Here is a 22,805-nt window from a genome sequence, read left to right on the forward strand (position 1 = left end):
CCACCGGGCCGGGCCAGCCCCCGGGAGTCCCCCAAACCCCCGCCCTCCCCCCATCCCCCCGGCCCCGGGTGTACACCGGGGGGCCCCGGCCGGAGGCATCTCCTATGCCTCCGGCCGGACCGCCTTTGACTTGTATGGGCCCGCGGCTACCCGTCCTCGTCGTTGTCGGCCTCGTCGTCGCTGTACGGGTCGCGTAGCTGCCGCAGGCCCGGCGTCAGCCGCCGGGTGAAGGCGTAGCGGCCCAGGAGGTTCTTATCTGGACACTCCCGGGTGGAGTTCAGCGTCTCGGCGTCGCGCTCCTCGTCACCGCTCGTTGATGGAGCTGTGGAGTGCGAACTGCGTGTGGTGAAGGACCGAGACGGCGGCATCGTCCGTCGCGTCCGGCTGATCGACGCATCCGGTTCCGAGATCGGTCCGGTCTGCCGGTTTTTGGGGCATCTCAGTGATCGGGGGCTGTCGCCGAACACCTGGTGCGCCTACGCCTACGACCTGAAGTACCTGTTCACGTTCCTGGCCCGGGAGAGCCTGGACTGGCGGGACTTCCGGGCACCGGACGCGTTGCGGCTGCTGGGCTTCCTGCGCCGTCAGCCGAGCCGCCGGCCAGCCCAGCGTCTCGGGTTGACCGTCGTGGTCGGCGGAGCGGACCTGCCTGGCAGTCTGCTGTCGCCGTCGACGGTGAACCGCATCTTGGCCGCGGTGTCGAGTTTCTACGACTGGGCCATGGTCGCTGAGGAGTACGACGGTGAGGACTCGCCGATGCAGATGCGCCCGGACCCGGCTCTCGCGCGGGTGCCGGGCCGGCATCAGCCGTTCATGGGTAAGGCCAGCCGTCAGCAGCCGGTGCGGCGCACGGTCACGGTCAAGCAGCCGCGGCGGCTGCCGCGTCCGATGGACGAGGCGGTGTTGGAGGGCTTCATCGCGAGCCTGACGAAGCTGCGTGACCTGGCGATGTTCCTGCTGATGCTGGACGGAGGGCTGCGGCCGGGCGAGGTGCTGTCCCTTCATCTGGCCGACCTTTCATATGGGCGGCGGCGGGTGACGATCGGCAAGCGTGACGACCACCCCGGCGGAGCCCGCGGGAAGTCGCGCTCCGAGCGGGTCGTCGACCTGCACGATCCGCGCACGCTGGATGCGGTCAGCCGCTACGTCATGCACGAGCGGCCTCTGGAGTCCGCCAGCCCGTTCGTGTTCCTCGTCGGCGGCAACGGATCCCGCAGGCTGAAGCCGCTGAGCTACGACGCGCTCGTCCGGTTGTTCTCCCGCCGGATGGCGAAGCTCGGCACGCGCACGCCGGAGGCCACTCCGCACGCTTTGCGGCACTCCCACGCCACGGCGATGTGGGAGGGTGGGATGCGCGAGTTGTCGCTACAGAAGCGGCTCGGACACGCTTCGCCGGAATCGACGAAAATCTATACCCGGGTTTCCGATGAGGCGGTGTTGGCCGACTACACCCGGGCGTTGGAGAACCAGCGGTGAATGCCCTGGCCGCAGTCCCGGACCTGCCGGACCGGCGGCGCCACGCCCCGCGGGAGGAGTACACCGCCTGGGTCCGCGCCACCTTCGCCGGAACACGAGGGACGATCAGTTCCCGGCTGTTCTTCTACAACAGGTTCGTCCAGCACTGGCCCGATCTGGAGGACTGGTTCGCCGCCCCGCTGCTGGACCGGCTGGACCTGCACGCCAATGCGGCTCCGGGCTCCGGCAAGCACCTGGGCATCTCCCACGAAGCAGGCTCCTACCTGGCCTACCTCTCACTGATCCACCGAATCCCGATGGACGCCGACTGGGTGCTGGCCCGGAACTTCGACAGTCTGTTCAACCCTCGCGTCGCCCCCACACTCGGGATGGACCTGGACCTTGTCGACGCGCTGGACGAACGCCAGCGGCAGCTCGGCTACCGCAGCGGCCGGTCGCTGCTGACCTGGGGTCTCGCCCGCCTCGTCCTCTGGAAGGGCGACCCGGACATCACCGCCATCACCTATGACGACCTCGCCGCGTTCGGCGAGGAGATCCAACGCTGGTGCGCGATGCCGGAAGCCCAGACCATCCGGGCCGCCCACGTCCACCGAAACCGCCGCTACAGCGACCCTGCCACGCTCACCGCCGAGTTCGAAAAGGCATGCCTGAGCCGGCTGCACGGCCTGCACGTGCTGCTGTTCAACACCGGACAGGTCAAAGAACCACCGTTCCACGGGCTGAAGACGTGCGAGCTATGGCGCGAAGAACTCACCTCCCCGGACACCCCGCCCGCGATCGCAGCGCCGGTCAACCGATGGTTGTCCGGACGGCTGCAGACCACCGACCGGGCGGAGTCCGTGCGCAACTGCCGGGACTCCTTCCGCTACTTCCTGCGCTGGCTCGCCCAGGACGTCCCCGAGCTGACGAGCCTCGCGGAACTGACGCGGACTCACATCGAGGGCTTCCTGGCCCACCAGCACGAGCGGATCAATCCGCGCAACGGCCGACCGCTGTCGGCCCGCACCCGCTACACCTACATCAGCCCGCTGCTGCAGTTCTTCCGCGAGACCAGCGAGTGGGGCTGGACGGACGTCCCGGCCAGGCCGTTGCTGGGGCGCTCCGACCTGCCGAAACTGCCGTCAAGGCTGCCCCGGTTCATCCCGCGCGACGAGCTGGACCGACTCATGCAGGCCGTCGAGGACCTGGAGGACCCCCACCAGAGGACAGCGCTGTTGCTCTTGCGGTGGAGCGGTGCCCGCCGCGGCGAGATCGCCCGCCTGCCCATCGACTGCCTCGACGCCTACCCCGACGGCTATCCCCGGCTGCGGATCCCGGTCGGCAAGACCTATACCGAACGCATGATCCCGCTGCACCCACAGGCCGCCGACGCACTGCGGAGCCTGATCGAGACGGCCAAGGCCGGCAACGCCGCCGCCCGCCACGACCCGTGGGCCCAACGGCCGGTCCGCTACGTGTTCATGCGGCGGGGCAAGCCGATGGGCCGGCAATTCCTGTTCGACGATGCCCTGGCGATCGCCTGCCGCAAGGCCGGGCTCGTCGACGGCGATGGCAACCCCACAGTGACCGCGCACCGATTCCGCCACACGGTCGGCACCCAGCTCGCCGAGGGCGGAGCCCAGATCCAGACCATCATGGCGATCCTCGGGCACCGCAACGCGCAGATGTCGGCCACCTACTCCCACATCAGCGACCCCGTCCTGAAGGAACAGTACGAGAAGGTCATCGCCACCGGAGGCCGCCTCGCCGGCCCGGCCGCCGAGGCACTGCTGGCCAACCAGCTCGACGAGCAAACCGTCCACTGGCTGAGGACCAACTTCTTCAAGACCGAACTCGAACTCGGCCACTGCCTGCGCACGCCGGCCGAGGGGCCATGCGAGTGCGACCTCTACCTGCGCTGCTCAAAGTTCTTCACGACCAGCGAGTACGCACCACGCTTGCGGGCCCGGCTCGGCCGAGAGCAGCAGCTCGTCCAGGACGCCACCGAACGCGGATGGCCGCGCGAGGTCGAGCGGCACACCGCCATCATCGCCCGGATCAAGGAACTCCTGGCCGAACTCGCCGAGCCCACCGAAGTACTCACCGATACCGAAACCTGCAGCTGAGCCGCGAAATGATCCACTGCTAATCCAGTCGACACTCACCCGGTCGCACCCGAAGATGATCGAATGGACGACCTGCCCGCTCCGGCCGCGCTTGGCGCTACTATCCGCCGCTACGTCTCCGTCGACCGCCGCCATCTCGAACTGCTCCACGGCAACCTGCAGCAGCGGCGGGTGGAGCCGGTGACGCGCACCGCTTTCCTTCGCGAGCTGATCGCGGACACCGCGCGGGTCGACGATCAGGAGTTCGCCGCGCTCCTCGGACACGGCTCCGGTTGGCGCGAACGCCTCGTCGCCGCGTGGATGGCCGGCATCGGCGGGCGCACACGGCAACGCCAGCGAATCGGCGAGTTGCTGATCGAGAGTCGCCAGACCTACGCCGGTCAGGGCTACTGCTTCGCGCTGGCCTGCTTCGGCACGCCAGCAGACGCTCAGATCCTCTGCGACTACCTCGACCAGTATCTGCGCCGGCCAGATCTCTACTACGACCAGCACTGGGCCATCGGGGCTCTACTCGACATCGACACGCAACTCGGCACCGACTACGCCGGACGCTTCACCGCCCCGGACGGGCTCTGGCAGCAGTGGACGCGCGACAAGTCCCCTGAGTACCTCGACGCTCAGAGGAACCACGTCGCCGAGCTCCGCTCCCTTGTCGAGGACGCACGTCAGGCCGACCCAGCGGGTACGGACCGGCGGACTGTCCGCCTGCCAGCTGGATGGGTCCCCATCCCGGAACACGACCGTGCCGTCTTCGAGGCCGAAGCCGTCACGGAGGTCTCAGCCGACCTCAAGCCAAGCCACCCGCTCGCGGGGCGTCCGCTGATGGCGGTCGCGCACTGCAGCCAACGAGACCACGTGCTCTTCGAAGTCGCCGAGGAGCCGATCCGCTGGGTGCTGGTCGAGTTGAGTTGGTCGGGACAGCCGGAGCCTGGCATCCATCCCCACTGGGACTTCTTCGCCTCACCCGAGACCGCGGCAGCCGGACTCCGGGAACACATGCGATAGCTCGACGGCCGTCCAAGCAGCTGAATCGGGAGAACCCCGGCGGTGTCGGTCGGCCCAGAGCCTCCTGGAAGTGTCCAGATAAAAGTTGATGTGGTCGTACTGGAGCGGGGACAGCCGGGCGAGCAACTCGTCGGTGACGGGGAAGCCGTCGGCGGCCATCTGCTTGACGGCGGCGTCGATGTAGAGGCTGTTGAACAGCACCACGGCGTTGAGCGCCAGGCCGAGAGCGCCGAGCTGGTCCTCCATGCCCTCGCGGTAGTTCTGGCGCAGTTCGCCGCGCTGTCCGAAAAAGATCTTCCGGGCGAGGCGGTGGCGGGCCTCGGTAACGTTGAGCTGGGCGCCGATCATGCGCCGGTAGCCCTCGTCCGAGACGAACTGGAGCAGGTGCAGGGTCTTGAAGATCCGCCCGTAATGGGCGAACGCGTCGCCCAGCCCGGTGGGTTTGCCGTCCCGGGAGAGCATGCGGATCAGGTCGTGGCCGCGGACTTCCCCCAGGGTGAGCGACCCGGCCACGCGGAGCATGTCGCCCCAGTGGGAACGTATCCGGTCCAGGCGGATGGTGTGGTTCGAGGCTGGCTCGAGCGGCCCGTAGTCGGCGGCGGTGTTCGTCCGCCACAGCCGGGCGTCGGAGATGTCGGCGATCCTCGGCGAGAACTGGTAGCCGCAGATCGCGAACAGGCCGAAGACGATGTCGGAGTACGACGCGGTGTCCGTGATGACGGTCTCCGGCTTCGGGCCGCCGTCGCGGGCGTGGATGGCGTCCAGCATGAACAGCGAGTCGCGCAGCGTGCCCGGCACGACCAACCCGCCCAGCCCCATCACCTGGTCGTTTACCACGTTCAACCAGGTGGCGCCCTTGTGCCGCAGGCCGAAGTACCGGGGATTCGAACCCGCGTACAGAGTCTGCACCGGGACAGTGAAGCGGACGCCGTCGGCGGAGGCGACCAGACCGCCGCCCCACGCCCGTACGACGTCGATCTTCGTCTGGGCCTCGATGAACCTGCCGTTCGCCGCCGAGATGTTCTCCGCCCGGAAGTAGCCCTGATCGACCTGGACCAGGCGGCCCCGGGTGAGCGCCGGGACGTCCGGCTTGATGACCGGGGTCATCCCAACGTTGCACGCCTCGCTCAGCAGCATGGCGCACAGGCTGGTGGTGAAGCCCTCCATGCCGGAGTCGGCGCCGGAGATGTGCGTGAACGAGTCCGCCATGCCGGTCAGTTCGGCGACCTCCAGCAGCAGCTCGGGGAAGTCGACCCGGGGCAGCATGCCGGTGACCAGCTGACGGAACGGAGGCATCAGCTTGGGTTCCTCGGCCTTGCCGAGCTTGGCCAGCTTCAACTTCCCGCCCACCACCTCCAGCGCGCTGTTGCCCGGCAGCCCGGCGGCGACCTGGACGTACGCGGCGTGCAGGGCGGAGGCGAGTTCGGCGAGGTGCCCGGCCGGTTCGCTCTCCAGCCCAAGCGCGGTGAGTACCTTCGGCTCAGCGGCCGTCCACTTCTCCCCGGCCAGCAGCTTGGTGCGGGGGTCGCCCCAGCGGTCGCCGTCCTTGGCGAACACGTCCCGCTGGCGCAGGGCGCGGTGCAGGTGCTCCAGCACGCAAAACGAGTACGCGGCCTTGCGCAACTGGGGCAGGGCCTTGAGCTTGGCGTCGTTGCCCATCCGCTCGGCCTTCGCGAGCAGTTTGGTGGCCATCAACGCGTGCAGCAGATCGAGCGCGTTGTCGACCGTCGCGGTCTCCAGATGCCGCACGGTCGCCAGCAGGGTGGCGGTCTGCCGGGTCGCCTCCAGCCGCTTGAGTGTCGGCGCTTCGAGGTCAGTCCACAGCGGGCCAGCCCGGTCATCCGCGCGGCCGGGACCCGCCCGGCGTCGACCGCGCCGGCGCCCAGGCCCCGCACCTCACGGGCGCGGTCCAGGGCCAGCTGCATGGCCTTGCCCGACACCTTCATCGGGCCCAGCCGCAGTCGCTCCTACTCCGACACCCGCTTCTTCTCGGGCACTTCGAGCAGCCGGATCATCTCGGTGCGCAGGTCGTACGGCACCGCCTCGTACAGCGCCGTGTGCAGCCGGTCGTTCTCCTCCTGGCGGACCGCGGCCACCATCCGGGCCAGCGTCGTCACGCCAGGCAGCAGCACCCGGTTGTTCACCAGCCACACCACCGCCCGGTCGAACAACGCGCGCGGCCCCTCCTGCGACGACCACACCCGCGCCGCCAGGAACTCCCGCAGCTCCGCCTCACCCGCGGCGAACCCTCGGTAGCCGTACTCGTCGCGGATCTCCCACGCATGCTCGTACGCCGTCTGCGAGCGCGCCCCGTACTCGGCGAAGCGCTCGTCAGCGATGCCGAGCTGCTCGGCGACGAACCGCACCACGGAGGCCGGGACCGCCGTGGGGTCCTCGGTCAGGAAGGTGCCGAACATCCGCACCGTGCCCCACTGCACCGCCCACCCCAACCGGGTCGCCGGGCGGCGCTTCGCCCGCGCCAACCCCAGGGCCTTGGTGTCCAGGCGGAAGAACTGTTCCAGCTCCCCGGGCGACGGCTCCGTGGCGAACCGCCCGTAGCGGGCCTCTTGCTCAGCAGACAGGTACTCAACAGGCATGCCGAGGAACGTACGGCCCGCTGACCAGGCAAAACTGGCACGTCACCGAACCGGAATCAAGATCGCCCCGCTACCGCTAATTTCCGTTCCGATACTCCCCGAGGGCCGACCAGCTCCGCCACCCCGCGCGAAACCGTCTCCTCTGACACCCCGGCAGCACGAGCCACCAACCGGATCCCGCCGTGCCCCAGAGCCCGCGCGTCCGCCCCAGCACCAACCGACGCCGCCGCTCATCCAGATGCGGCAACAAACGGGCGAACTTCTCCGCCAGCACCGCCTCGATCCCCTCCGCCACAACAGCACCCTACGACCCCAACACCCGTGCCAGAAACCGAAGTTATTTTTCGGCGGCTCCCTGGCCCCCTGCCGGCGACGGCGGCCAACACCACAACGCTGCCGTGGCCTACAGAGAACAAAGCGCCGATCGAACGGGAAAGTCCTGGGCGCCGCTCAACATTGCAGCGCACCATGCCACCGATCGCCGCAAGGTGATCGGCATCGAGCCCGTGACGCGTGCCGAGCGCGAACGCCAGCAGCACGAGAGGCAAAATCTCAGCCGCGGCCAATGAGGTCACCGAGGTGCTGCCTCAAGCTCGAAGTCGATAGAAATGAACTCGGCCATCAGCGGACCCATCTTCTGAATGGACGCGACATGCAGCGGGTGCTGCGCGAATATCTGGAGAGTTTCACGATCCCGTATCTTGATGGTCACCGCGTGGGTGAAGCGGTGACCCGTCTGATTGATGTTGCGCCCATAGTGAACGTCCGAAACACCGTCTATCCCGGACAGGCCCGAAAGCGAACCGAGGGCGTCCTCGACCGCCTTATCGTCGGCTCCCTCTTTCCAGCTCAGAAAAACGATATGCTGAATCATTTCGACTCCACTCCTTGAGGATGATGCCGTTTGGGAATTTTCGTCGGCTAATCCAATTGAGAGGTACAGCCAAGCCGGACGCTTGTCTGCGGGCCGTAGCAGGCGAGGCTAGGTTGCCTTGGGCGTCAACCTAGTATCCGCGCCGGACCCCGTCAAGGCGGAATTCTGCGTGCAGGTTGCTATTCCATCAGTAGAATTACTCATTGATCCGCGAGTCGCATAACAGATAAGTGCCGATCGCTCTGCGGACGTGAGCTGCAACATGCTGGTATCACTCAATAATTTTCGGATCTGCTCAAAGCGATTCGGCCCATACGCCGCACGAGTGGCACGGCACGTGGAACTACACGTTGCGCCCCGAACCGCTCGCTCCCGAACCACCCCCGCCCAGCGCCGGGTTCGGGCGCTTTCCCACCGGGGACAAGCTCCCCGCCTGGCTGCGGCACCCCAGCCTCACCGGACTCGAACCCGCCGCCTTCGACGATCTCGCTGTCCGCTACCGAGCCTGGTGTGCCGAGCACCCGCCGATCCTCCTGCCCGGGAAACGCCCCGACGGCGGCCCCGGCGCCGGCGGCAGACGGCTCTCCGTCTCCGACCAGCTTGTCGTCTTCCTCCTCACGAAGCGCCGGTCCATTGCCCAGACGCCGCTCGCCGAGGCAACCGGCCTGGCCAAGAGCCGGATCGGCGCGACCCTCCGGGAGGCCGCACCCGTGCTCACCGCGCTCGGGTACACGGTCCCGGTCGGCGCCCTCACCGTGACCACGCCACAACAGCTCGCCGCGATCGCCGGGCGCGACCTCACACCCCCGTAATCCTCGCCAAGATCTAGGAGTTATTGTTCGGCAGCCCCCTGACCCGCGCCAAGCTGCGGACCCTCGCCGGCTCGGCCGGTTGCCGCTCGGCCGTTGCCCGCGGCTCTTTTCAAATGCCATCAAGGCAACAATTGCAGGAGGATCGTCCACCCGTCATCGAATTAGAAAAGGGCCGGCCCGGATTCCGGAGCAGCTACGAAGCCTGTGGTTGGTCAGTGTTGGGATCAGCGCTTCCAGCCGACCCGATCAAGGTCCAGTCGTGCTTACGCGCGAACTCTTGGAACTCCTCCGAATCCACTTCCATCGCCTTGCCCTTGGCTTGAAGCTCAACCATATCTTCGATGAAGTGCTCGAAACCTCCGGGAACCGAGATCTGCAGAAGACGCGGCACGGTTTCCCCTACCCGCTTAACCGCGTGGGGAATCCCTGCAGGCAGGAACATAAAACTACCCGGGCCGACCTCATGCTGCTCGTCGTCAAAGGTCACCCGCAGCGTGCCTTCCAGCAGGAAGAAGAGTTCGTCAGCGGTGTCGTGGATGTGGAGCGGGAGGTCGTGGTTCACCGAGACCTCAAGGACTGAGTACTGGCCGTCGGTATGGGCGGCGCCCGCTTTGAGCAAGTAGAGCGGTGCGATCTTGACGCGAGTTTCCAGACCCTCGCCTGGTCCAAGTTTGATGAATCGAGCCTTCTTCGAGGATCGATCGGAATTGGCCTGCTCTGCATTCATCTTTGGAACTCCTTTTCTCGTGATTCGACCACCTGTACAACGCCGGTGGGGCGGTCAGGGCGGAGCAGTAAGAAGTGGGGCGGGCGATGGGTCCCGGTGATCTGTGACGAACCGGGCCCCCGTACATGGGAATCGGAGCGGATGGCGGCTTCAGAGGCTGTACGGGCCGAAGCGTCCCCAGGCCACCAGTACGGCAAGGATCAGCAGGACGGCGTTGAGGCCGATCGCGGGGAATTCCTTCTTGCGGGCGTGGTACGTCGCGGCCAGCAGCATCGCTATACCGAGGCCGACGGCGGCCAGGGGTGTCAGCACGGTGGCGATACCGGTGGCCGCGGGCAGGATCAGCCCGAGGGCGCCGGCGAATTCCACGATGCCGATGAAGCGGACGGTGCCGGCTGAGAAGTCGGCCACCCAGGGCAGCTTCTCGACGAGCTTGTCCTTGGGCTGGGTGGTTTTCATGACACCGGCCATGGCGAACATGACGGCCAGTACGGCCTGCACGATCCACAGGAAGATGTTCATCAGGGGTGGAGTCTTTCGACGAGAGAGCGCGGGAGGGGACGCGGCGGAGCGGGCTGCTAGCCGAGGAGGGTGCCGCCGGTGGCGTCGAGGGAGGATCCGGTGATCCAGCGCGCCCGGTCGGTGGCCAGGAAGACCACCACATTGGCGACCTCCTCCGGCTCACCGAGGCGCTTGAACGCCGACAGCTGCGACATCTGTTCGCGCGCCTCGGGCATCTGGAAGACCGCGCTGCCGTTGTCCGTGAGACCGGGGAGCACGCTGTTGACCGTGATGTGCCGAGGGGCGAGGTGCCGGGCGAAGTGCAGCGTGAGCTGGTCGAGCGCGCCCTTGGACATCGCGTAGACGACCTGCGACGGCTCAGCCATGCGCGTGACCGCGGAGGAGATGTTGATGACGCGTCCGCCGTGGGGGATCAGCCCGAGAGCTCGCTGGACGAGGAGGAAGGGGGCCTTGGCGTTGACTGCGAAGATCTCGTCGATCTGCTCGGCGGACACCTCTTCCGGGGCGCTGCCGGCGGGCATCGTCGCGGCGGCGTTGTTCACCAGGATGTCCAGGACGGTCTCGCCGGTGTGTTCCCGCAGTCCGGCCTCCAGCTGGTGGAACAGCTGGTCGACGGCGCCGGGCGTGCCCAGTTCCGCGCCGACGGCAAAGGCCCGTCCGCCGTCCTTCTCGATAAGGTCGACGGTCTGCTGGGCAGCCTGCTTGTTGCGCCCGTAGTGCACGGCGGCCAGCGCCCCCTCGCGGGCGAGGCCGAGGGCGGTGGCCCGGCCGATGCCGCGGCTGGATCCGGTGACGAGAGCGGTCTTGCCGCTGAGCGTGCTGGTCATGCTGATGTCCTCGCGGTGTTCGGGAAGTGGGGGGTTGGTGGGGGCGTCAGCCGTTGAAGACGGCTTCGGCCTGGTCGCGGCGCCGGGGCCGGACTTCAAGGGCGTGATCAGGCGGCGTCGTACTCGGGGAAGAGCTGCTCGACGCGGTCACGCTTGGTGTACATGTCCCAGTACTGGTCGGCCAGCGCGTCCGGGTCGACGAGCGGGCCCGTGTTGGTCGAGCCGGTCTCGGCCAGGCTCTTCGCGGCGAGTTCGCCCACCTCGCTCCGGGCGATGAACGCGGCGATGGACAGGGTGCCGGCGTAGATGCCGGCGTCGGCCAGCTCGCCGTTGAGCGAGAAGAGCAAGTTGCGGGGGCGGGCGGCGTCGGTCATGAACATCGGCGGGCTGACCGGCTTGGCCCACGGGTTGTCGGAGGCGAGGGCGTTGTTCAGCACGCTGATCACCACCTTGGTGCCTTCGGCGGCCCGGCGGATGTCGTCGATGTTCGCAGGGGTGCCCTGGATCAGCTCGACGCCAGGCGATGCCGAGAACTGTCAATGATCACCCGTTCTCGGCTTGGGCGAGAGAGCTGTGTCAGTCCTCGATGGAGAGGGCCGCCAGGGACCGCATGGCCGGATCACTGTGCCGCGAACCGTCCCAGACGGTGTTGAGCCGAGTTATCCTGCCCACGCTGTCGAGCTCCAGTGCGGTGACGCCGCTCAGCTCCGGCCTGCCGTCCACAACCCATTCGTAACCGCCGCCTTGTGCGCTGCCGAGCACGTGGCGGACCACCGCCCCCGGCCCGTACGGCAGCTGGGGCAGCGCTCGCTGGAGGTAGCGGCCGATCGCCAGCCGTCCCTGCAGGCCGGCTCTCGTGGTCAGGTCCTCGAAGACGGCGTCGGCGGAGAACAGCGCTGCGCTCCGTGCGGCGTCGCCCGCCCCCATCGCGGCGCCCAGTTGACGGGCAACCCTGTCGATGGCCGGGGATGCGTTCTGCCGTACTTTCTCCACGCCGAGGGTGCGCGGGTACTGGTCGACCGGGGCACGGCCGGTGATGAAGGGATTGCGTCGCCCGTCCCAGTAGTCGACCTGGCGGGTGATCCTGCCGTCCTTGAAGTCGAACGTGGAAAGCCCGCGGATTTCCGCCCCGAACATTTCGGGTGTGTCGACGAAGTGGACGATGGCGCTGTGGGTGTCGCCGACGATGCGCAGCGGGTACGCCAGCGCGCCCGGTGCCCAGCTGCTCATGGCCTGGGTGTTCGCTTCCTTCATGATGGTCCAGTCGGTCACGACGACGCTGCCGCCGAGAACGCCGTCGTAGTAGCCGACTTGGGACCGGAGGTAGTGCTCCATGAAGGCGTCGGAGTCACGCAGGTCCTTGGCCGTGTAGTAGCTGCGGAAGAAGGCCACTGCCCTCTTGGAGGCGTGGCTGGTGTCCGCGACATCCGGGTAGATGCCGGCGCGGCGTTCGGCTGGTCCGGACCGCGTCGTCGCCGGTGCGGCCCCGGCGGCCGGAGCGGAACCGAGAAGTGCCAGTCCGGCGGCAGCGCCGCCGACGGTCAGGAATGCTCGTCTGTCCATCATGAACCAATCTGGGACATGGGCCGTTGTGTCGGCGACCCGAGCAGGCAGGTGTGCAGGTGGGATGCAAGGGGCACGGCATCATGCCCAGCCAGGTCAAAACGGGGTAAGGGGGATGGGGCGGCGTCCGTGTGCGATCACGAGCGTCCGGGTTTCGAGGCCGGAACAGTTGCTGCCGTGGCTTTGTCGTGGCCGAGGTGAAGTGGTCGGTGACGCAGGAGGTCTTGGCGCAGGCGGCGATCGTGTCGAGCAGGGCGGTGCCGATCGCCGGGGCCGTGCGGCCTGCTCAGATCTTGATGACGAGCTTGCCCCGGGCATGGCCGGCCTGACTGCGGGCGTGGGCCTCGGCGATCCGGTCGAGGGGGTACGTGGCTTCGATGTGCGGGACGTACGCTCCGGCCGCCCCCAGGTCCGCGGCCTCCACCAGCGCGGCCGGCGTGGGGACGTCGGGTGAGACCGAGAGACGGGCGCCGTGTTGCTGAGCGGTCGGGTCGGCAATGGAGACGACGGCTGCCGGAGTGGGCGCGATCTTGACGAGGTCCGGCAGGGAGCCGGCGCCCGCCAGGTCGGCGACGGCATCCACACCGGCGGGAGCGAGCGCGCTCACGCGGTCCGCCAGCCCGGGCCCGTAGGTCGTGGGCGTGGCGCCGAGCGAGCGCAGGTATTCGTGGTTGCCCGCGCCGGCGGTGCCGATCACGGTGGCTCCACGGGCGACGGCGAACTGGACCAAGGCACTGCCGACACCACCGGAGGCACCCTCGACCAGCAGCGTGGTGCCCGCACCGACCTTCAGCTCGTTCAGCACGCGGACCGTCGTCTCGGCCGCCACCCCCACGGCTGCGGCCTGCTCCATCGTCCACGCGTCCGGTACCGGCGCCCATTCGTAGAGCACCGCGTACTCGGCCGTGGTCCCCACGCTCGAGTTCCCGAACACCCGGTCGCCGACGGCGACACCCGTCACGCCGTCACCGACCTCGTCCACCACTCCGGCTCCGTCCCGGCCCGGGATCTTCGGGAACTGCAGCGGCATCATCTCCTTCAGGTACCCGGCCCGGAGTTTGCAGTCGATCGGGTTGACGCTGGCGGCCTCGACCCGGATCCGGACCTCGCCCGGACCGGCGTGCGGCTCGGGCACGTCCTCGACCCTCAGCACCGACGGGTCGCCGTACTCGTGATAGGTCACTGCTCGCATCGAAATGAACCTCCAAGTCCTTCATGGAATCGCGTAGTTGGGAGTCGATAGCGGGGTGGACCGTGGGTGGGCGCCGCCATGCTGCGGGGCGCTCAGGCGGCCTCGGTGACCGAGTGCGTCACCCGTGCCGCGTCCGCGCCCGCACGAGGAGGATCCGCTCGCGGGGATGGGGCCCGGTTGCTCGGGCACCTTCTCGGCCGTCGACACCGACGGATCGCCGTACCGGTGGTAAGTCACTGCTCGCACCGAAAGGACGCCTCTCAGGTCGCGTGGGCGCAAGACCCACCGCCCGTCTGCGGGCGCCAGGTAAGTGGAGCTCTTCCTTCACTTCACCGTAGCACGAAAGTGGCGGATGTCCGCCACTTGTGCGACGGTGGAGCCGTGACCGAACGAACCTCGCTCGAGCGGCCCCTGCGCGCCGATGCCGCCCGAAACCGTGCCGCGATCGTGGCCGCGGCGCAGCGCGCCTTCGCCGAGTCCGGCCTGCAGGTGCCGTTCGACGAGATCGCCCGGCGGGCCGGGGTCGGCGAGGCCACCGTGCACCGCCGATTCCCGGACCGGGCCTCGTTGATCGCCGCCGCGTTCGGCGACAAGATGCGCGCCTACGCCGACGCGGCCGCCGAGGCCCTCGCCGAGCCGGACCCGTGGCGCGGGTTCTGCGGTTACGTGCGCCGCGTGTGCGCCATGCAGTCCGGCGACCGGGGCTTCGCCGACCTCCTCACGCTCACCTTCGCCCCAGTCAACCCGGCGACCGAGGAGCTGGAGAACCGGCGTGACTGCGCATACAACGACTGGGTCACCATCGTCGACAAGGCCAAAGCGGCCGGCCGGCTCCGGCCGGACTTCCATCCCCACGACATGGTCGTGCTGCTGATGGCCAACGCGGGCGTCGTCGCCGCCACCGCGACCACCGCACCCGAGGCCTGGCAGCGCCACGTGGAATACCTGCTGCAAGCCTTCGCGGCCGACAACCCCCAGCCGCTACCGCCACCGCCCGCACACGACGCCCTCTTCCGGGCCATGCAACGCACCCAGGGCATCATCCCTGCTCCGCCACCCAGCGACGATCCGCCGCCATGACCGGAACATCCCTGCGGTCATATCACGGTCTCGAGTGATCCCCTCAGACACCGAGGCAGGGGGCAGCGGTATCGGGTTGACGATCGTCCGGGGGTTGGCGCGCACACATGGCGGCGACCTGACCGGCGCCTCGCCCGGGTTGGGGCGCGGCGCGACGTTTAGCGCCCAGTTCCCAAGAGACGTTCCGATCCACACTGCCGCGGAGCACTGTCGCGCAATGGCGTTACGCACAACCAGTCGGAATTGGAGTTGTGTCATGAAGGTAGAGATCTGGTCCGAGGTGACCTGCCCCTGGTGCGGACTGGGCAGCCACCCCATGGACCGGGCCGTCGAACGGTTCGAGTACGCCGACACCCTGAGTCACACCGGTGTCCCTCCGGTGGCGGGCCGTCCGGCCGTGGTGATCTCCGCCCGGGGCGGGGGTTACGGTCCCGGTGCTCCCAAGGAGGGCCTGGACTATGTGGTGCCCACCCTGGAGGCCGTTCTGGGCCGCGATGACCTCCTCGGTCTGGACGTGACCACGGTGATCCCGGAGCTGACCATGGCAGCGCACGTTCCGGCGCCGGCCGCGCTCCTGGCGCTGCACGAAGCGTCCCTGGCCGACGCTCACGAGCAGGCCGGGCGTCCGGCCACAGCCATCCCATCCCAGACCGCCGCCTGACCACGGCCTGTCACTACATAGGAGAAACCCATGACTAACCTGCTCGTTCTCGGCGGCAGTGGCCGCACCGGAATCCATGTGCTCAAGGAGGCCGCCAAACGAGGTCACCGCGTTCATGCCCTGGTGCGCAACCCCGACGCGGTCGGGGACCTGCCCGGCGTCGAGTTGATCGGCGGCACGCCCGAGAACATCGACGACCTCCGCAAGGCCGCCAAGGGAACGGAGGCGGTGATCAGCGCGCTCAACAACGCCCGCGCCTCCGACAATCCCTGGGCGAAGCCTGTCAGCCCGCCCATGTTCATGACCAACGTCACCCGTGACCTTCTGACGGTGATGGGTGAGCACGACATCCGCCGGATCGTCATCATCTCCACGCAGGGCGCCGGAAGCGACTGGGCCCGGATGAATCCGCTGGTCAAGACCGCCATCAACCTGTCCAACCTCAAGGCCGGTTTCACCGACCACAGTGGCGTGGAGGAGGTCGTTCGCGACTCCGAGGCCGACTGGACCCTCGCCAGGGCCGTCACCCTCACGGACAAGCCTGTCGGCCCTTCGTTGCGAGCCGCCGAGGCCGGCACCGAAAAGCCCGGCATGCGCATCTACCGCGCCGATCTCGCCGGTTTCCTCCTGGACGCCGTCGAGCAGGGCACCTGGATCCGCAAGGCGCCGCTCGTCTGGAACGCACGAGGCTGATACGCCCCCATCCGCCGTCTTCGAAGCAGTTCGAGGGACAGCCATGTCCAAAGTGATCGCCATCTTCGGTGCCGGCTTTGGCCTCGGAGCCTCCGTCGCGCGGCGCAAGGACCGCCTCGACGCTCTCGTCGGGCAACTGGCCGTTGAAGGCGTGGACGCGGTCGGGTTTCACCGCCGATCTCTCCGCGCCAGAGCGGATACCCGGTCTCATGGGCGCGATCCGGAGCCGTTTCGGCCGTACAGAACATCGAGTACGGTCCGATCAGCGCCCGGTCGAGAGGCCGGCGACTGCGGTGCAGATACGCCTGCCCGAGCAGCGGCGTGCCCTCCGCGGTCGCCCGCGCGTTGCCCGACCTGATCGCAGCATCGAACTCCACGACGTCGCGCCACCCTGGGGCGAGCCGTTGCGCAGTGATCGCCACTGGGCGTTGCCGTGGTACGGACACCCCAGGCACGCACTCTTCGGGGTCTGGCCGAACCCGCGCGAGCGCAGCAGCCGCAGGCAGTCCGAGCGGGAGGAACCGTGCTCGATCAGCGGGAACCGATTGTTCATGTAGGCGACGTCCGCGTCCTTCGCCCGGGTGAACTCGTCCACCGAGATACCGATCCACTGTTCGACGTGGACCCCGGCGGGGATACGTCGCGGGTAGGGGTGGCCGAGCAACTCGCGGACCTTCTCCTTGATCGGCCGGATTTTGTACTGGCCGGTGCACTGGCGTCGTGACATCCCTTCGCTGCCAGTGGAGTTGAGGATGTGCAAAGGCATCGACGCGAAGCGCTTGGAAGGGCCAAGCGCGTCGGATCGGATGTTGCCGGAGGACACCCGCAGGACCGGGATGCCGGCGGGCTCGGCGATCTCCCGCTCGATCCGGTCGAGATGGTCGTAGACAAGGCCGGGCAGATGGCCCTCGGCGGCCATGAGCAGCAGACACGTCGACTGGACCCCGGCACTGAGCGAGAGCGCCTTGAGCGTCGGGGCGCTCATGCCGACAGCCCGAAGTCGTCGCGGCCCGGGGACTTGGCGATGGCCCGCTCCGTGATGGCCTTCGTCGCGCGGGCCGAGGCCGGACCGACCACCTTGGCGGTGGGCTCCTTGTACCAGGGCCGCAGGTCGAGCATCGCCACCCGGATGCCGGTGGCGAGCAGCAGCGCCTTCCCCTTGGGGAGCGCGCGGACCGCGTCGGGGGCAGGATCCGCTCGGTGCGCATGCTCACCGAGGTGGACTTGCCGCCGTCGCTGGTCGACACCGACGTGGTCTGCACGTCGTGGTCACCGACCTGCCTGCTCAGGCGGTCGGCGAAGTCGGCGTCGTCGATGCTACTTCCGATGATCTTGATCGTGGCGGCGGACCAGAGTGCGTCCATGCCTGCCTCGCCCCAGCACCGCTGGCCCTGCCGGTAGGACTGCAGGATCGTCATTGGGATCACGCCCCGTGAGCCCAGGTGGCTGTACAGGTCCGGGAGATCGGAGATCTTGCACACGTTGGCGGCCTCGTCGAGGACGCACAGGGCGCGGGCGGGTCGAGCCGCCCGCCGGAGCGCTCGGCGACGACCACGGCCGCGCGCATCACCGCGTCGGCCGCCGCCGCGATGATCGCCGATGCCGAGCCGCCGCCGTCCTTGCTGAGCAGGTACAACGTGTCGCGGGAGGTGGCGAACGCGGAGGGCTTGAACTCGGGAAGGAGCTTGTCGGGTGTGACCCAGGCGGCGACGTCCGGATCGAGCAGACAGCTCGCGTACTGCCGCGCGGTCTCATAGATGCCGTCCCGCGTTTCCCTGGCCCCGCTGACGGTGCCCTGGAGCTGGGCGGCGACCGCCTCGTGGCCGGCATCGGTGAGCAGGCCCACCGGAGTGCAGTCGGCGGGGGAGGCGAGCCAGGCCAGAACATCGGTGATCGGGCGCCGGTGGCTGGCGGCGGCCAGGAACAGCGCGCCCACGGTGTTGCTCGCGGCGGTGGACCAGAAGTCGGCGCCGCTGGATTCGTCGACGCTGGCGGCGACGAAGTGCCCGGCAAGGCGTTTCGCCCCGGCCAGGTCGCGGGCGTCGGCCAGGATGTCCCACCACATCTCGCGCGGGTGGTGGGCGATCTGCTGCGGGTCGAGCGTCCAGATCGTGCCGACCTTGGCGCGGGCGTCCACTGCCGCGGTGAAGGCGTCGTTCGCCGCCTTGTTCGAGGTCAGCAGTACCGGGCCGGGAGCGGCGAGGATCGCGGGGATCGCCAGCCCGGACGTCTTGCCGGAACGCGCGGCCATGATCGCGACGATCACGTCCTCCCAGGAGGCGCGGACCTCGGCTCGGCCCGGGGAGAGCGTGCCTACGAGGATCCCGCGGTCGGCGGGAGCGACCTCCTTCGGTTTGAGACCGGACAGACTCGGCCGCAGGCTCTTCGCCTTGGCGGTGAGCTCCTTGTCCATCAGAGGGGCGAGATCCTGCTTGCGGGCAAGGCCGTTCTTCGCACCGCCGCGCAGCCGCAGCCACACAACCAGGCCGACGATGGTGAGGCAGACGGAGAGCAGCCCGGGGCGAGCCGCGCGCCGACCAGCAGGGCGGTGGGGCTCAGGTGCGGCCACAGCACGTCGGGGTGCAGCAGCGCGTTGGTGGCCTCGAACGGCGCCCAGGGGCCGGCGCCGACGAGAGCGTTGGTGAGGCTGCCGGTCAGCCAGGCGAGGGAGCCGAAGGCGATGGCGGCGCCCAGGACGCCTAACAGGAGGTAGAGAAGCGCGTCGGAGCCGCTGGTGGTCGAGGGCGCGCTGGTACGCAGGGCGGGCATGGCGGGTCCAAGGAGGGAAAGCGGACAGGGTGAGGCGGGGCGCGAGGCGCTCTTCTGCAGGTCATCGGGGCAGCTTCTGTCGGGGCAGGGGACGGCGGTCGGGGATCAGGTCGAGGTCATCGGGAGCGCGGCGGCCGGGGCGGTGGGGCGCTGGTGGGTGGTTCGGATGTCGCGCCGGCGGAGGGCGCGGTCCGCTGGATGACGGCGTGTGGGGAGGTGGCGCGGGCGGCCCGCTGCCGACCCGTTTCCGGGCTCTGGGCGGCGGCCGGTTAGGTGTCAGCCACCGTGTCGTCGCCGAGGACGTCGCTGAGCGGTTCCCTGGTCCGCAGGGCAGGGACCTTGTGGTGCGGGTTCTCGAAGGTCAGACGGGCTCGGGTCCAGTCGGCCGCTGCGGCCACAAGCTCGGTCAGCTGTGGCAGGCCCGACCAGGGTTCCGTTGACTTCCTCGATGATTCCGGCGACCTTATAAGGAGTCGCGGTCTCGGTGAGCCGGGCGATCATTCCGGGGGCGGAGTACGGGCCGGCCGGCGGATGGGGCGGGTGTCGGGCCTGCAGGGGCGTGTCGGGGGCGGACGCCTTGCCGCCGTGGGCAAGCCGGATGTTGTGCTGCATCGCGGCGTCGATGGCCTCGCCGATGGTCGGGTAGAACTCGGGCACTGTTCCTCCTTGGGCGCGGTGTTGGGTCGGTGTCGGGTGGGTGGGATAGACCCCTCCGGATTTGGTCGGTCTGACGGCGGATGCGCTGGCCAGAGCGTCGATGCCTGTTCGCATGGGGTCGGTGCGCGTCAGACCGCCGGAGGGAGTACGGGAGGAGATCATCGGGATCATCGGGTCCGAGGGCTGGAAACCTGCGGCGGACCTGCGGCTGTACCGACCCCTTGAGTCGGAGTTCCGAGCGCCGAAGACGCCTTCACCTTGTCCGCCGCGGGCGACGTGGCGAGGGCCGCGCTCCGGGCGTCGGGTGGGGCGGGGGACTGCGTCTGCACCCCGGTGTGGTCCTGCCGAGAGTCGTTGGCACGGTGCAATTCGCGTTCCGCTCCGACGAGTTCTGATTGCGCTGCGCTGACGAACTCCGCGGCGAAGCCGAACCGGTCGGCGAGCGCGTACGCCTCGTTGTCGAGGTCGGTGATCTGCTCGCCTGTCGTCTCCAGGGCTTCCCTGAGGCGTTCCAGGACGCCGTGCTCGGGATGCAGGAGGTGATCGACCGCCTGTGCAAGGCCGGAACCGGTCTCGGCGGCCCTGATCTGGTCGGTCAGCCGCAGGACTTCGGATCCGGCGGTGTAGAGCCCGAGAGGGTTGGCCGGGGTGGTCAACCGGCTTGTGTCGAGGTCGGGGTCCAGGTCGACGCTGTACCGGGCGGCGCGCAGCATCTCGGCTGCGTGGGAGGCGATGGCGACGCGCTGAGCCTGTGGGGTGGTGGACGCCAGGCGGTGGCGGCGGCCGTACCAGTCCTCGATCTGCTGGAATCCGGCGTGCTTGAGGAGCGTGGCGGACAGGTCGTCGCTGGCGCCCTTCGCCGAGACGCTGCCGCTGGGCTCTGTGCTGATGGTGATGTAGGGGGCAGGCAAGTTGGTCTCCTGGGCGCGCGGTGTTGGGTGTGGGCCGGGGGCAGGTGGCCGAGTTCGGTGGCGATGCGGTGGCACTCGGTCTGGAGGTGGAAGGCGTCGCGGTAGGCGTGGTGGATGCCGCCGTCCTCGCGGACGAGGGTGGCCACGAGGTGCACCAGGCGGGTTGCGCACGGCGATCCACCGGCAGGCGTCTGGATCGCCCTCCGGGGCGATGCCGGTGGCCGCCACCAACCGGCGGGCCACCTCGGCCCACTGCGAGTCGGTCAGGTCGGGGTGCCGGGGATCGGAGCGGACCGAGCAGACCCACACCGGCCGCTCGGGTGCTCGGGCCCCGAGGCGCTCTACGGGTACGTCGAGGGCGTGGGCCAAGTACGCCGGCGCGTCGGGCTGGGCGAGCATCTCGATCGGGGCGCCGTGGCCGTCCCCAGCGATCAGGCGGGGGTTGGTGTGGTTGCCCCGCTCGCCTGGCCCGTACAGATACCCAAGCAGGCCGACGGTGTGGCTGGCGCGCTGCAGGTGGGCGATCACGGCGTCTACCTCGAAGTAGGTGGCGAACGGGAGCCCGGGTGGCGGTCCGTTGGGAGGGAGGATCGCCGGAATCCGCGATTTGGCCCGGCCGGAGTTGGGTGATAGACGCCTGAAGTCAGCGAGGCCGGTGTGTTCTCTGGGATAAACCCGGTTTCGCCAGAACGGCAGGGATGGGGGAGGACTGTTTGACAGGCGTCGGACGCCGATGTGATCAGATGGCGCAGCCACCTGTTGATCACCAGGCACTTGCCTATTTCTGCATAATGACCGAGGTGGCGTAGGAGCTACCGAGTCGTCAGGAGAGGTTGCGGAGCAGAGGTTCGCGTAGTCACCAAGTCATGCGGCAAAATGAGGACATGACGAATCGCGGTGTGCGCTGGTTAGCGGAGTCCGATTGGTGCTGCAGCGTTACCTTTGCCCGTGGGATCACGCCGGAAGAGCTAACTGTCCGGCTTGGCGCTTCACCGGGCGGCGTGAAACCGCTGGCGACTGCTGGGGAAGCCGCCGGACTTCTTACCGACGCAGACGCCGGTGTCGCACGTATAGGGGAAACGCAGGGGTGGGCGTTCGCCGCCCAGTACGGGGAAGCTCCCGGGAGTAGCCACGACGTCCTCAAGGGGATTTCGCGCGATGGTGTCGAGGCGGTGAATCTCGATCCCCAGGCATTCCACCCGCCTCCGCTCTTTTCGTACGCCACCGACAGTGAACTGCTGTGCTCGTTCGGCCTCTGCGAGGAACGGCGGCTGGGGTACCCCAGCCGGATCTCCTTCAGAAGGAGCTGAAGGCGGCGGGCGTAATCCTTCCGACAGGCGCCTACCTTCGGGTGAGCGGAGCGCGGCACAGTCTGCGGATCGCCATGTCGCTGGGTCTGATCGAGAAACTTTTCTCGATCTCGCTGCCGCGTGATCTGCTGGAGGACGGCAGACTACCGCTGGTAGTAGTCGGTGGAAGTCCGTCCCTGACTCGCTAGAGCCATCCCTTCATCCGTCACTAAACTAGTGCAAACGCCCACCACTCCCAAGTAACAGAGAGGGTCGAATGAACACCTCGTCACCTGAAGCGGAATATCGATTTGAAGAGCTGTGGCAAAGACTTGAGTCGTGGCTCATCCGCAACGCACCCGAAGATCATCAGGCTCTACTCCCGGGAGCATCTGGCGCAGAGATATCCAATCTGGAAAGGGAGATCGGGTTCTCGGTCAATGATGATCTTAAGTTGTTGCTCTCCAGGCACAACGGTGTTGCTCCGCGTCGGTCAAGCATGCAGGCTGGCGCTTTCCTCCTCGGTTACAGCCTGCTCGGCACGGGTGGGATTCTGGAGCGGCAGCAGTACGTCGCCGCCATGGCCCGCGAGGCCGTAGAGGACGGCTATGAGGACGAGGTAATCGGGCGTATCGCCCATGAGCGGTGGGTGCCCTTCGCGCAGAGCCTTACCGGCGATCTACTATTCGTCGACCACCGGAGCGACCATCATGGGGACGTAGGGGAGATTTCGTTCGGCGCTCCTGAGTATGTGTGGCTGTGGCCGAGTATGCGATTGATGCTCCACGACCTGTGTGATTCGGTCGAGGGTGCGTCTCGTCTTCCCACTCTGAGGCGCCGCCCCTCTGTTCATGAAGGACGCATGTTGGAATGGGTCACTGACTGACCTCCGGAGCCGGAGCGGGGGGGCGGGCCCCCCCGGGAAGGGGGGGCGCCCCGCGGGGGGGGGGGGGCGGGCGGCGCCCCCCGCGACCGCACCGGCCGCCGCCCGGCCCCGCACCTCGCCGTGATCGGGCAGCGCGGCCTCGTAGGCCCTGTCGTACAG

Annotated in this window: 21 protein-coding genes and 3 pseudogenes; 9 read left to right on the forward strand and 15 right to left on the reverse strand. The window is 68.3% G+C overall.

Annotated elements, in window-relative coordinates; genetic code table 11:
- Positions 1-146: 146 nt before the first annotated feature.
- Positions 147-368, reverse strand: coding sequence for a hypothetical protein (locus ACIRVK_RS41140; protein ID WP_404256550.1), 222 nt, complete (start codon positions 366-368; stop codon positions 147-149).
- Between ACIRVK_RS41140 and ACIRVK_RS41145 the strand changes: the two genes are divergently transcribed.
- From ACIRVK_RS41145 to ACIRVK_RS41155, 3 genes are all read left to right on the forward strand, one after another.
- Positions 343-1,476, forward strand: a complete 1,134-nt coding sequence (locus tag ACIRVK_RS41145; protein WP_404256552.1) for a tyrosine-type recombinase/integrase — start codon at positions 343-345, stop codon at positions 1,474-1,476. The two genes, ACIRVK_RS41140 and ACIRVK_RS41145, sit on opposite strands and share 26 nt — an antisense overlap.
- Positions 1,473-3,581: a tyrosine-type recombinase/integrase gene (locus ACIRVK_RS41150; protein ID WP_404256554.1), complete on the forward strand. Its 2,109-nt coding sequence runs from the start codon at positions 1,473-1,475 to the stop codon at positions 3,579-3,581. The genes ACIRVK_RS41145 and ACIRVK_RS41150 overlap by 4 nt, the downstream gene beginning before the upstream one ends.
- A 63-nt stretch (positions 3,582-3,644) precedes the next feature.
- Positions 3,645-4,586 carry a DUF6000 family protein gene (locus ACIRVK_RS41155; protein ID WP_404256556.1) on the forward strand — a complete coding sequence of 314 codons (942 nt, stop codon included), beginning with the start codon at positions 3,645-3,647 and terminating at the stop codon, positions 4,584-4,586.
- On the opposite strand, the gene ACIRVK_RS41160 is transcribed toward ACIRVK_RS41155, so the two are convergent.
- The 5 genes and pseudogenes from ACIRVK_RS41160 to ACIRVK_RS41180 form a co-directional block, all read right to left on the reverse strand.
- Positions 4,542-6,335, reverse strand: a complete 1,794-nt coding sequence (locus ACIRVK_RS41160; RefSeq protein WP_404256558.1) for a Tn3 family transposase — start codon at positions 6,333-6,335, stop codon at positions 4,542-4,544. The genes ACIRVK_RS41155 and ACIRVK_RS41160 overlap by 45 nt on opposite strands.
- A gap of 218 nt (positions 6,336-6,553) precedes the next feature.
- Positions 6,554-7,183 carry a DUF4158 domain-containing protein gene (locus tag ACIRVK_RS41165; RefSeq protein WP_404256560.1) on the reverse strand — a complete coding sequence of 210 codons (630 nt, stop codon included), beginning with the start codon at positions 7,181-7,183 and terminating at the stop codon, positions 6,554-6,556.
- A gap of 110 nt (positions 7,184-7,293) precedes the next feature.
- Positions 7,294-7,457 (reverse strand): annotated as a pseudogene (locus ACIRVK_RS41170) (ISAzo13 family transposase); the annotation flags it as partial.
- A complete protein-coding gene (locus ACIRVK_RS41175) occupies positions 7,414-7,758 on the reverse strand; it encodes a hypothetical protein (RefSeq protein ID WP_404256562.1) in 345 nt (114 codons plus the stop codon). The gene ACIRVK_RS41175 and the pseudogene ACIRVK_RS41170, both read right to left, overlap by 44 nt.
- A complete protein-coding gene (locus ACIRVK_RS41180) occupies positions 7,755-8,057 on the reverse strand; it encodes a Dabb family protein (RefSeq protein ID WP_404256564.1) in 303 nt (100 codons plus the stop codon). Before ACIRVK_RS41180 ends, ACIRVK_RS41175 begins: the two co-directional genes overlap by 4 nt.
- A 314-nt stretch (positions 8,058-8,371) precedes the next feature.
- On the opposite strand from ACIRVK_RS41180, the pseudogene ACIRVK_RS41185 reads away from it, so the two are divergent.
- Positions 8,372-8,869, forward strand: a pseudogene (locus ACIRVK_RS41185) (ISAzo13 family transposase); the annotation flags it as partial.
- Between the two features lie 193 nt (positions 8,870-9,062).
- Here the strand turns inward: ACIRVK_RS41185 and ACIRVK_RS41190 are convergent.
- The 6 genes from ACIRVK_RS41190 to ACIRVK_RS41215 form a co-directional block, all read right to left on the reverse strand.
- Positions 9,063-9,596, reverse strand: a complete 534-nt coding sequence (locus ACIRVK_RS41190; RefSeq protein WP_404256566.1) for a cupin domain-containing protein — start codon at positions 9,594-9,596, stop codon at positions 9,063-9,065.
- Positions 9,597-9,746: 150 nt separating this feature from the next.
- Entirely contained in the window at positions 9,747-10,118 is a 372-nt protein-coding gene (locus ACIRVK_RS41195) for a DoxX family protein (protein WP_189959007.1), read from the reverse strand.
- A 56-nt stretch (positions 10,119-10,174) separates the two neighbouring features.
- Entirely contained in the window at positions 10,175-10,945 is a 771-nt protein-coding gene (locus tag ACIRVK_RS41200) for an SDR family NAD(P)-dependent oxidoreductase (protein WP_404256568.1), read from the reverse strand.
- A gap of 107 nt (positions 10,946-11,052) precedes the next feature.
- On the reverse strand, positions 11,053-11,382 hold the full coding sequence (locus ACIRVK_RS41205) for a hypothetical protein (protein ID WP_404256570.1): 330 nt from the start codon (positions 11,380-11,382) through the stop codon (positions 11,053-11,055).
- A 139-nt stretch (positions 11,383-11,521) separates the two neighbouring features.
- Positions 11,522-12,511, reverse strand: coding sequence for a hypothetical protein (locus tag ACIRVK_RS41210; RefSeq protein ID WP_404256572.1), 990 nt, complete (start codon positions 12,509-12,511; stop codon positions 11,522-11,524).
- A gap of 283 nt (positions 12,512-12,794) precedes the next feature.
- Positions 12,795-13,700, reverse strand: coding sequence for an NADP-dependent oxidoreductase (locus ACIRVK_RS41215; RefSeq protein ID WP_404256574.1), 906 nt, complete (start codon positions 13,698-13,700; stop codon positions 12,795-12,797).
- Positions 13,701-14,081: 381 nt separating this feature from the next.
- Here ACIRVK_RS41215 and ACIRVK_RS41220 point away from each other — a divergent pair, with 381 nt between their 5' ends.
- The 3 genes from ACIRVK_RS41220 (at position 14,082) to ACIRVK_RS41230 (ending at position 16,134) form a co-directional block, all read left to right on the forward strand.
- Entirely contained in the window at positions 14,082-14,780 is a 699-nt protein-coding gene (locus ACIRVK_RS41220; protein WP_404256576.1) for a TetR/AcrR family transcriptional regulator, read from the forward strand.
- A gap of 256 nt (positions 14,781-15,036) precedes the next feature.
- Positions 15,037-15,441, forward strand: coding sequence for a hypothetical protein (locus ACIRVK_RS41225; protein ID WP_404256578.1), 405 nt, complete (start codon positions 15,037-15,039; stop codon positions 15,439-15,441).
- 30 nt (positions 15,442-15,471) lie between these two features.
- Complete coding sequence (locus tag ACIRVK_RS41230) at positions 15,472-16,134, forward strand: NAD(P)-dependent oxidoreductase (protein WP_404256580.1); 663 nt, start codon at positions 15,472-15,474, stop codon at positions 16,132-16,134.
- Between the two features lie 262 nt (positions 16,135-16,396).
- Here the strand turns inward: ACIRVK_RS41230 and ACIRVK_RS41235 are convergent, their stop codons facing one another.
- The 3 genes and pseudogenes from ACIRVK_RS41235 to ACIRVK_RS41245 all read right to left on the reverse strand — a co-directional run bounded on the left by ACIRVK_RS41235 (position 16,397) and on the right by ACIRVK_RS41245 (position 20,471).
- Positions 16,397-17,119: a hypothetical protein gene (locus tag ACIRVK_RS41235; RefSeq protein ID WP_404256582.1), complete on the reverse strand. Its 723-nt coding sequence runs from the start codon at positions 17,117-17,119 to the stop codon at positions 16,397-16,399.
- Positions 17,116-18,903, reverse strand: a pseudogene (locus ACIRVK_RS41240) (type IV secretory system conjugative DNA transfer family protein). Before ACIRVK_RS41240 ends, ACIRVK_RS41235 begins: the two are co-directional and overlap by 4 nt.
- 824 nt (positions 18,904-19,727) lie before the next feature.
- Positions 19,728-20,471 (reverse strand): hypothetical protein, encoded by a 744-nt coding sequence (locus tag ACIRVK_RS41245; protein ID WP_404256584.1) that lies wholly within the window; start codon positions 20,469-20,471, stop codon positions 19,728-19,730.
- Between the two features lie 884 nt (positions 20,472-21,355).
- Here ACIRVK_RS41245 and ACIRVK_RS41250 point away from each other — a divergent pair.
- Together ACIRVK_RS41250 and ACIRVK_RS41255 are read left to right on the forward strand one after the other, a co-directional pair.
- Positions 21,356-21,781 carry a hypothetical protein gene (locus ACIRVK_RS41250; protein ID WP_404256586.1) on the forward strand — a complete coding sequence of 142 codons (426 nt, stop codon included), beginning with the start codon at positions 21,356-21,358 and terminating at the stop codon, positions 21,779-21,781.
- A gap of 256 nt (positions 21,782-22,037) precedes the next feature.
- Complete coding sequence (locus tag ACIRVK_RS41255) at positions 22,038-22,646, forward strand: SMI1/KNR4 family protein (RefSeq protein WP_404256588.1); 609 nt, start codon at positions 22,038-22,040, stop codon at positions 22,644-22,646.
- Positions 22,647-22,805 lie beyond the last annotated feature (159 nt).

The sequence above is a fragment of the Streptomyces sp. NPDC101152 genome (assembly GCF_044768275.1).
Lineage (GTDB): Bacteria > Actinomycetota > Actinomycetes > Streptomycetales > Streptomycetaceae > Streptomyces.

What these genes read in the sequence shown, in the direction of transcription:
- ACIRVK_RS41190 (WP_404256566.1), bottom strand. Translation starts at nt 9,596, where the DNA reads ATGAATGCAGAGCAGGCCAATTCCGATCGATCCTCGAAGAAGGCTCGA.
- ACIRVK_RS41140 (WP_404256550.1), bottom strand. Translation starts at nt 368, where the DNA reads ATGCCGCCGTCTCGGTCCTTCACCACACGCAGTTCGCACTCCACAGCT.
- ACIRVK_RS41200 (WP_404256568.1), bottom strand. Translation starts at nt 10,945, where the DNA reads ATGACCAGCACGCTCAGCGGCAAGACCGCTCTCGTCACCGGATCCAGC.
- ACIRVK_RS41255 (WP_404256588.1), top strand. Translation starts at nt 22,038, where the DNA reads ATGAACACCTCGTCACCTGAAGCGGAATATCGATTTGAAGAGCTGTGG.
- ACIRVK_RS41230 (WP_404256580.1), top strand. Translation starts at nt 15,472, where the DNA reads ATGACTAACCTGCTCGTTCTCGGCGGCAGTGGCCGCACCGGAATCCAT.
- ACIRVK_RS41250 (WP_404256586.1), top strand. Translation starts at nt 21,356, where the DNA reads ATGACGAATCGCGGTGTGCGCTGGTTAGCGGAGTCCGATTGGTGCTGC.
- ACIRVK_RS41210 (WP_404256572.1), bottom strand. Translation starts at nt 12,511, where the DNA reads ATGATGGACAGACGAGCATTCCTGACCGTCGGCGGCGCTGCCGCCGGA.
- ACIRVK_RS41155 (WP_404256556.1), top strand. Translation starts at nt 3,645, where the DNA reads ATGGACGACCTGCCCGCTCCGGCCGCGCTTGGCGCTACTATCCGCCGC.
- ACIRVK_RS41225 (WP_404256578.1), top strand. Translation starts at nt 15,037, where the DNA reads ATGAAGGTAGAGATCTGGTCCGAGGTGACCTGCCCCTGGTGCGGACTG.
- ACIRVK_RS41165 (WP_404256560.1), bottom strand. Translation starts at nt 7,183, where the DNA reads ATGCCTGTTGAGTACCTGTCTGCTGAGCAAGAGGCCCGCTACGGGCGG.
- ACIRVK_RS41235 (WP_404256582.1), bottom strand. Translation starts at nt 17,119, where the DNA reads ATGAGCGCCCCGACGCTCAAGGCGCTCTCGCTCAGTGCCGGGGTCCAG.
- ACIRVK_RS41180 (WP_404256564.1), bottom strand. Translation starts at nt 8,057, where the DNA reads ATGATTCAGCATATCGTTTTTCTGAGCTGGAAAGAGGGAGCCGACGAT.
- ACIRVK_RS41195 (WP_189959007.1), bottom strand. Translation starts at nt 10,118, where the DNA reads ATGAACATCTTCCTGTGGATCGTGCAGGCCGTACTGGCCGTCATGTTC.
- ACIRVK_RS41215 (WP_404256574.1), bottom strand. Translation starts at nt 13,700, where the DNA reads ATGCGAGCAGTGACCTATCACGAGTACGGCGACCCGTCGGTGCTGAGG.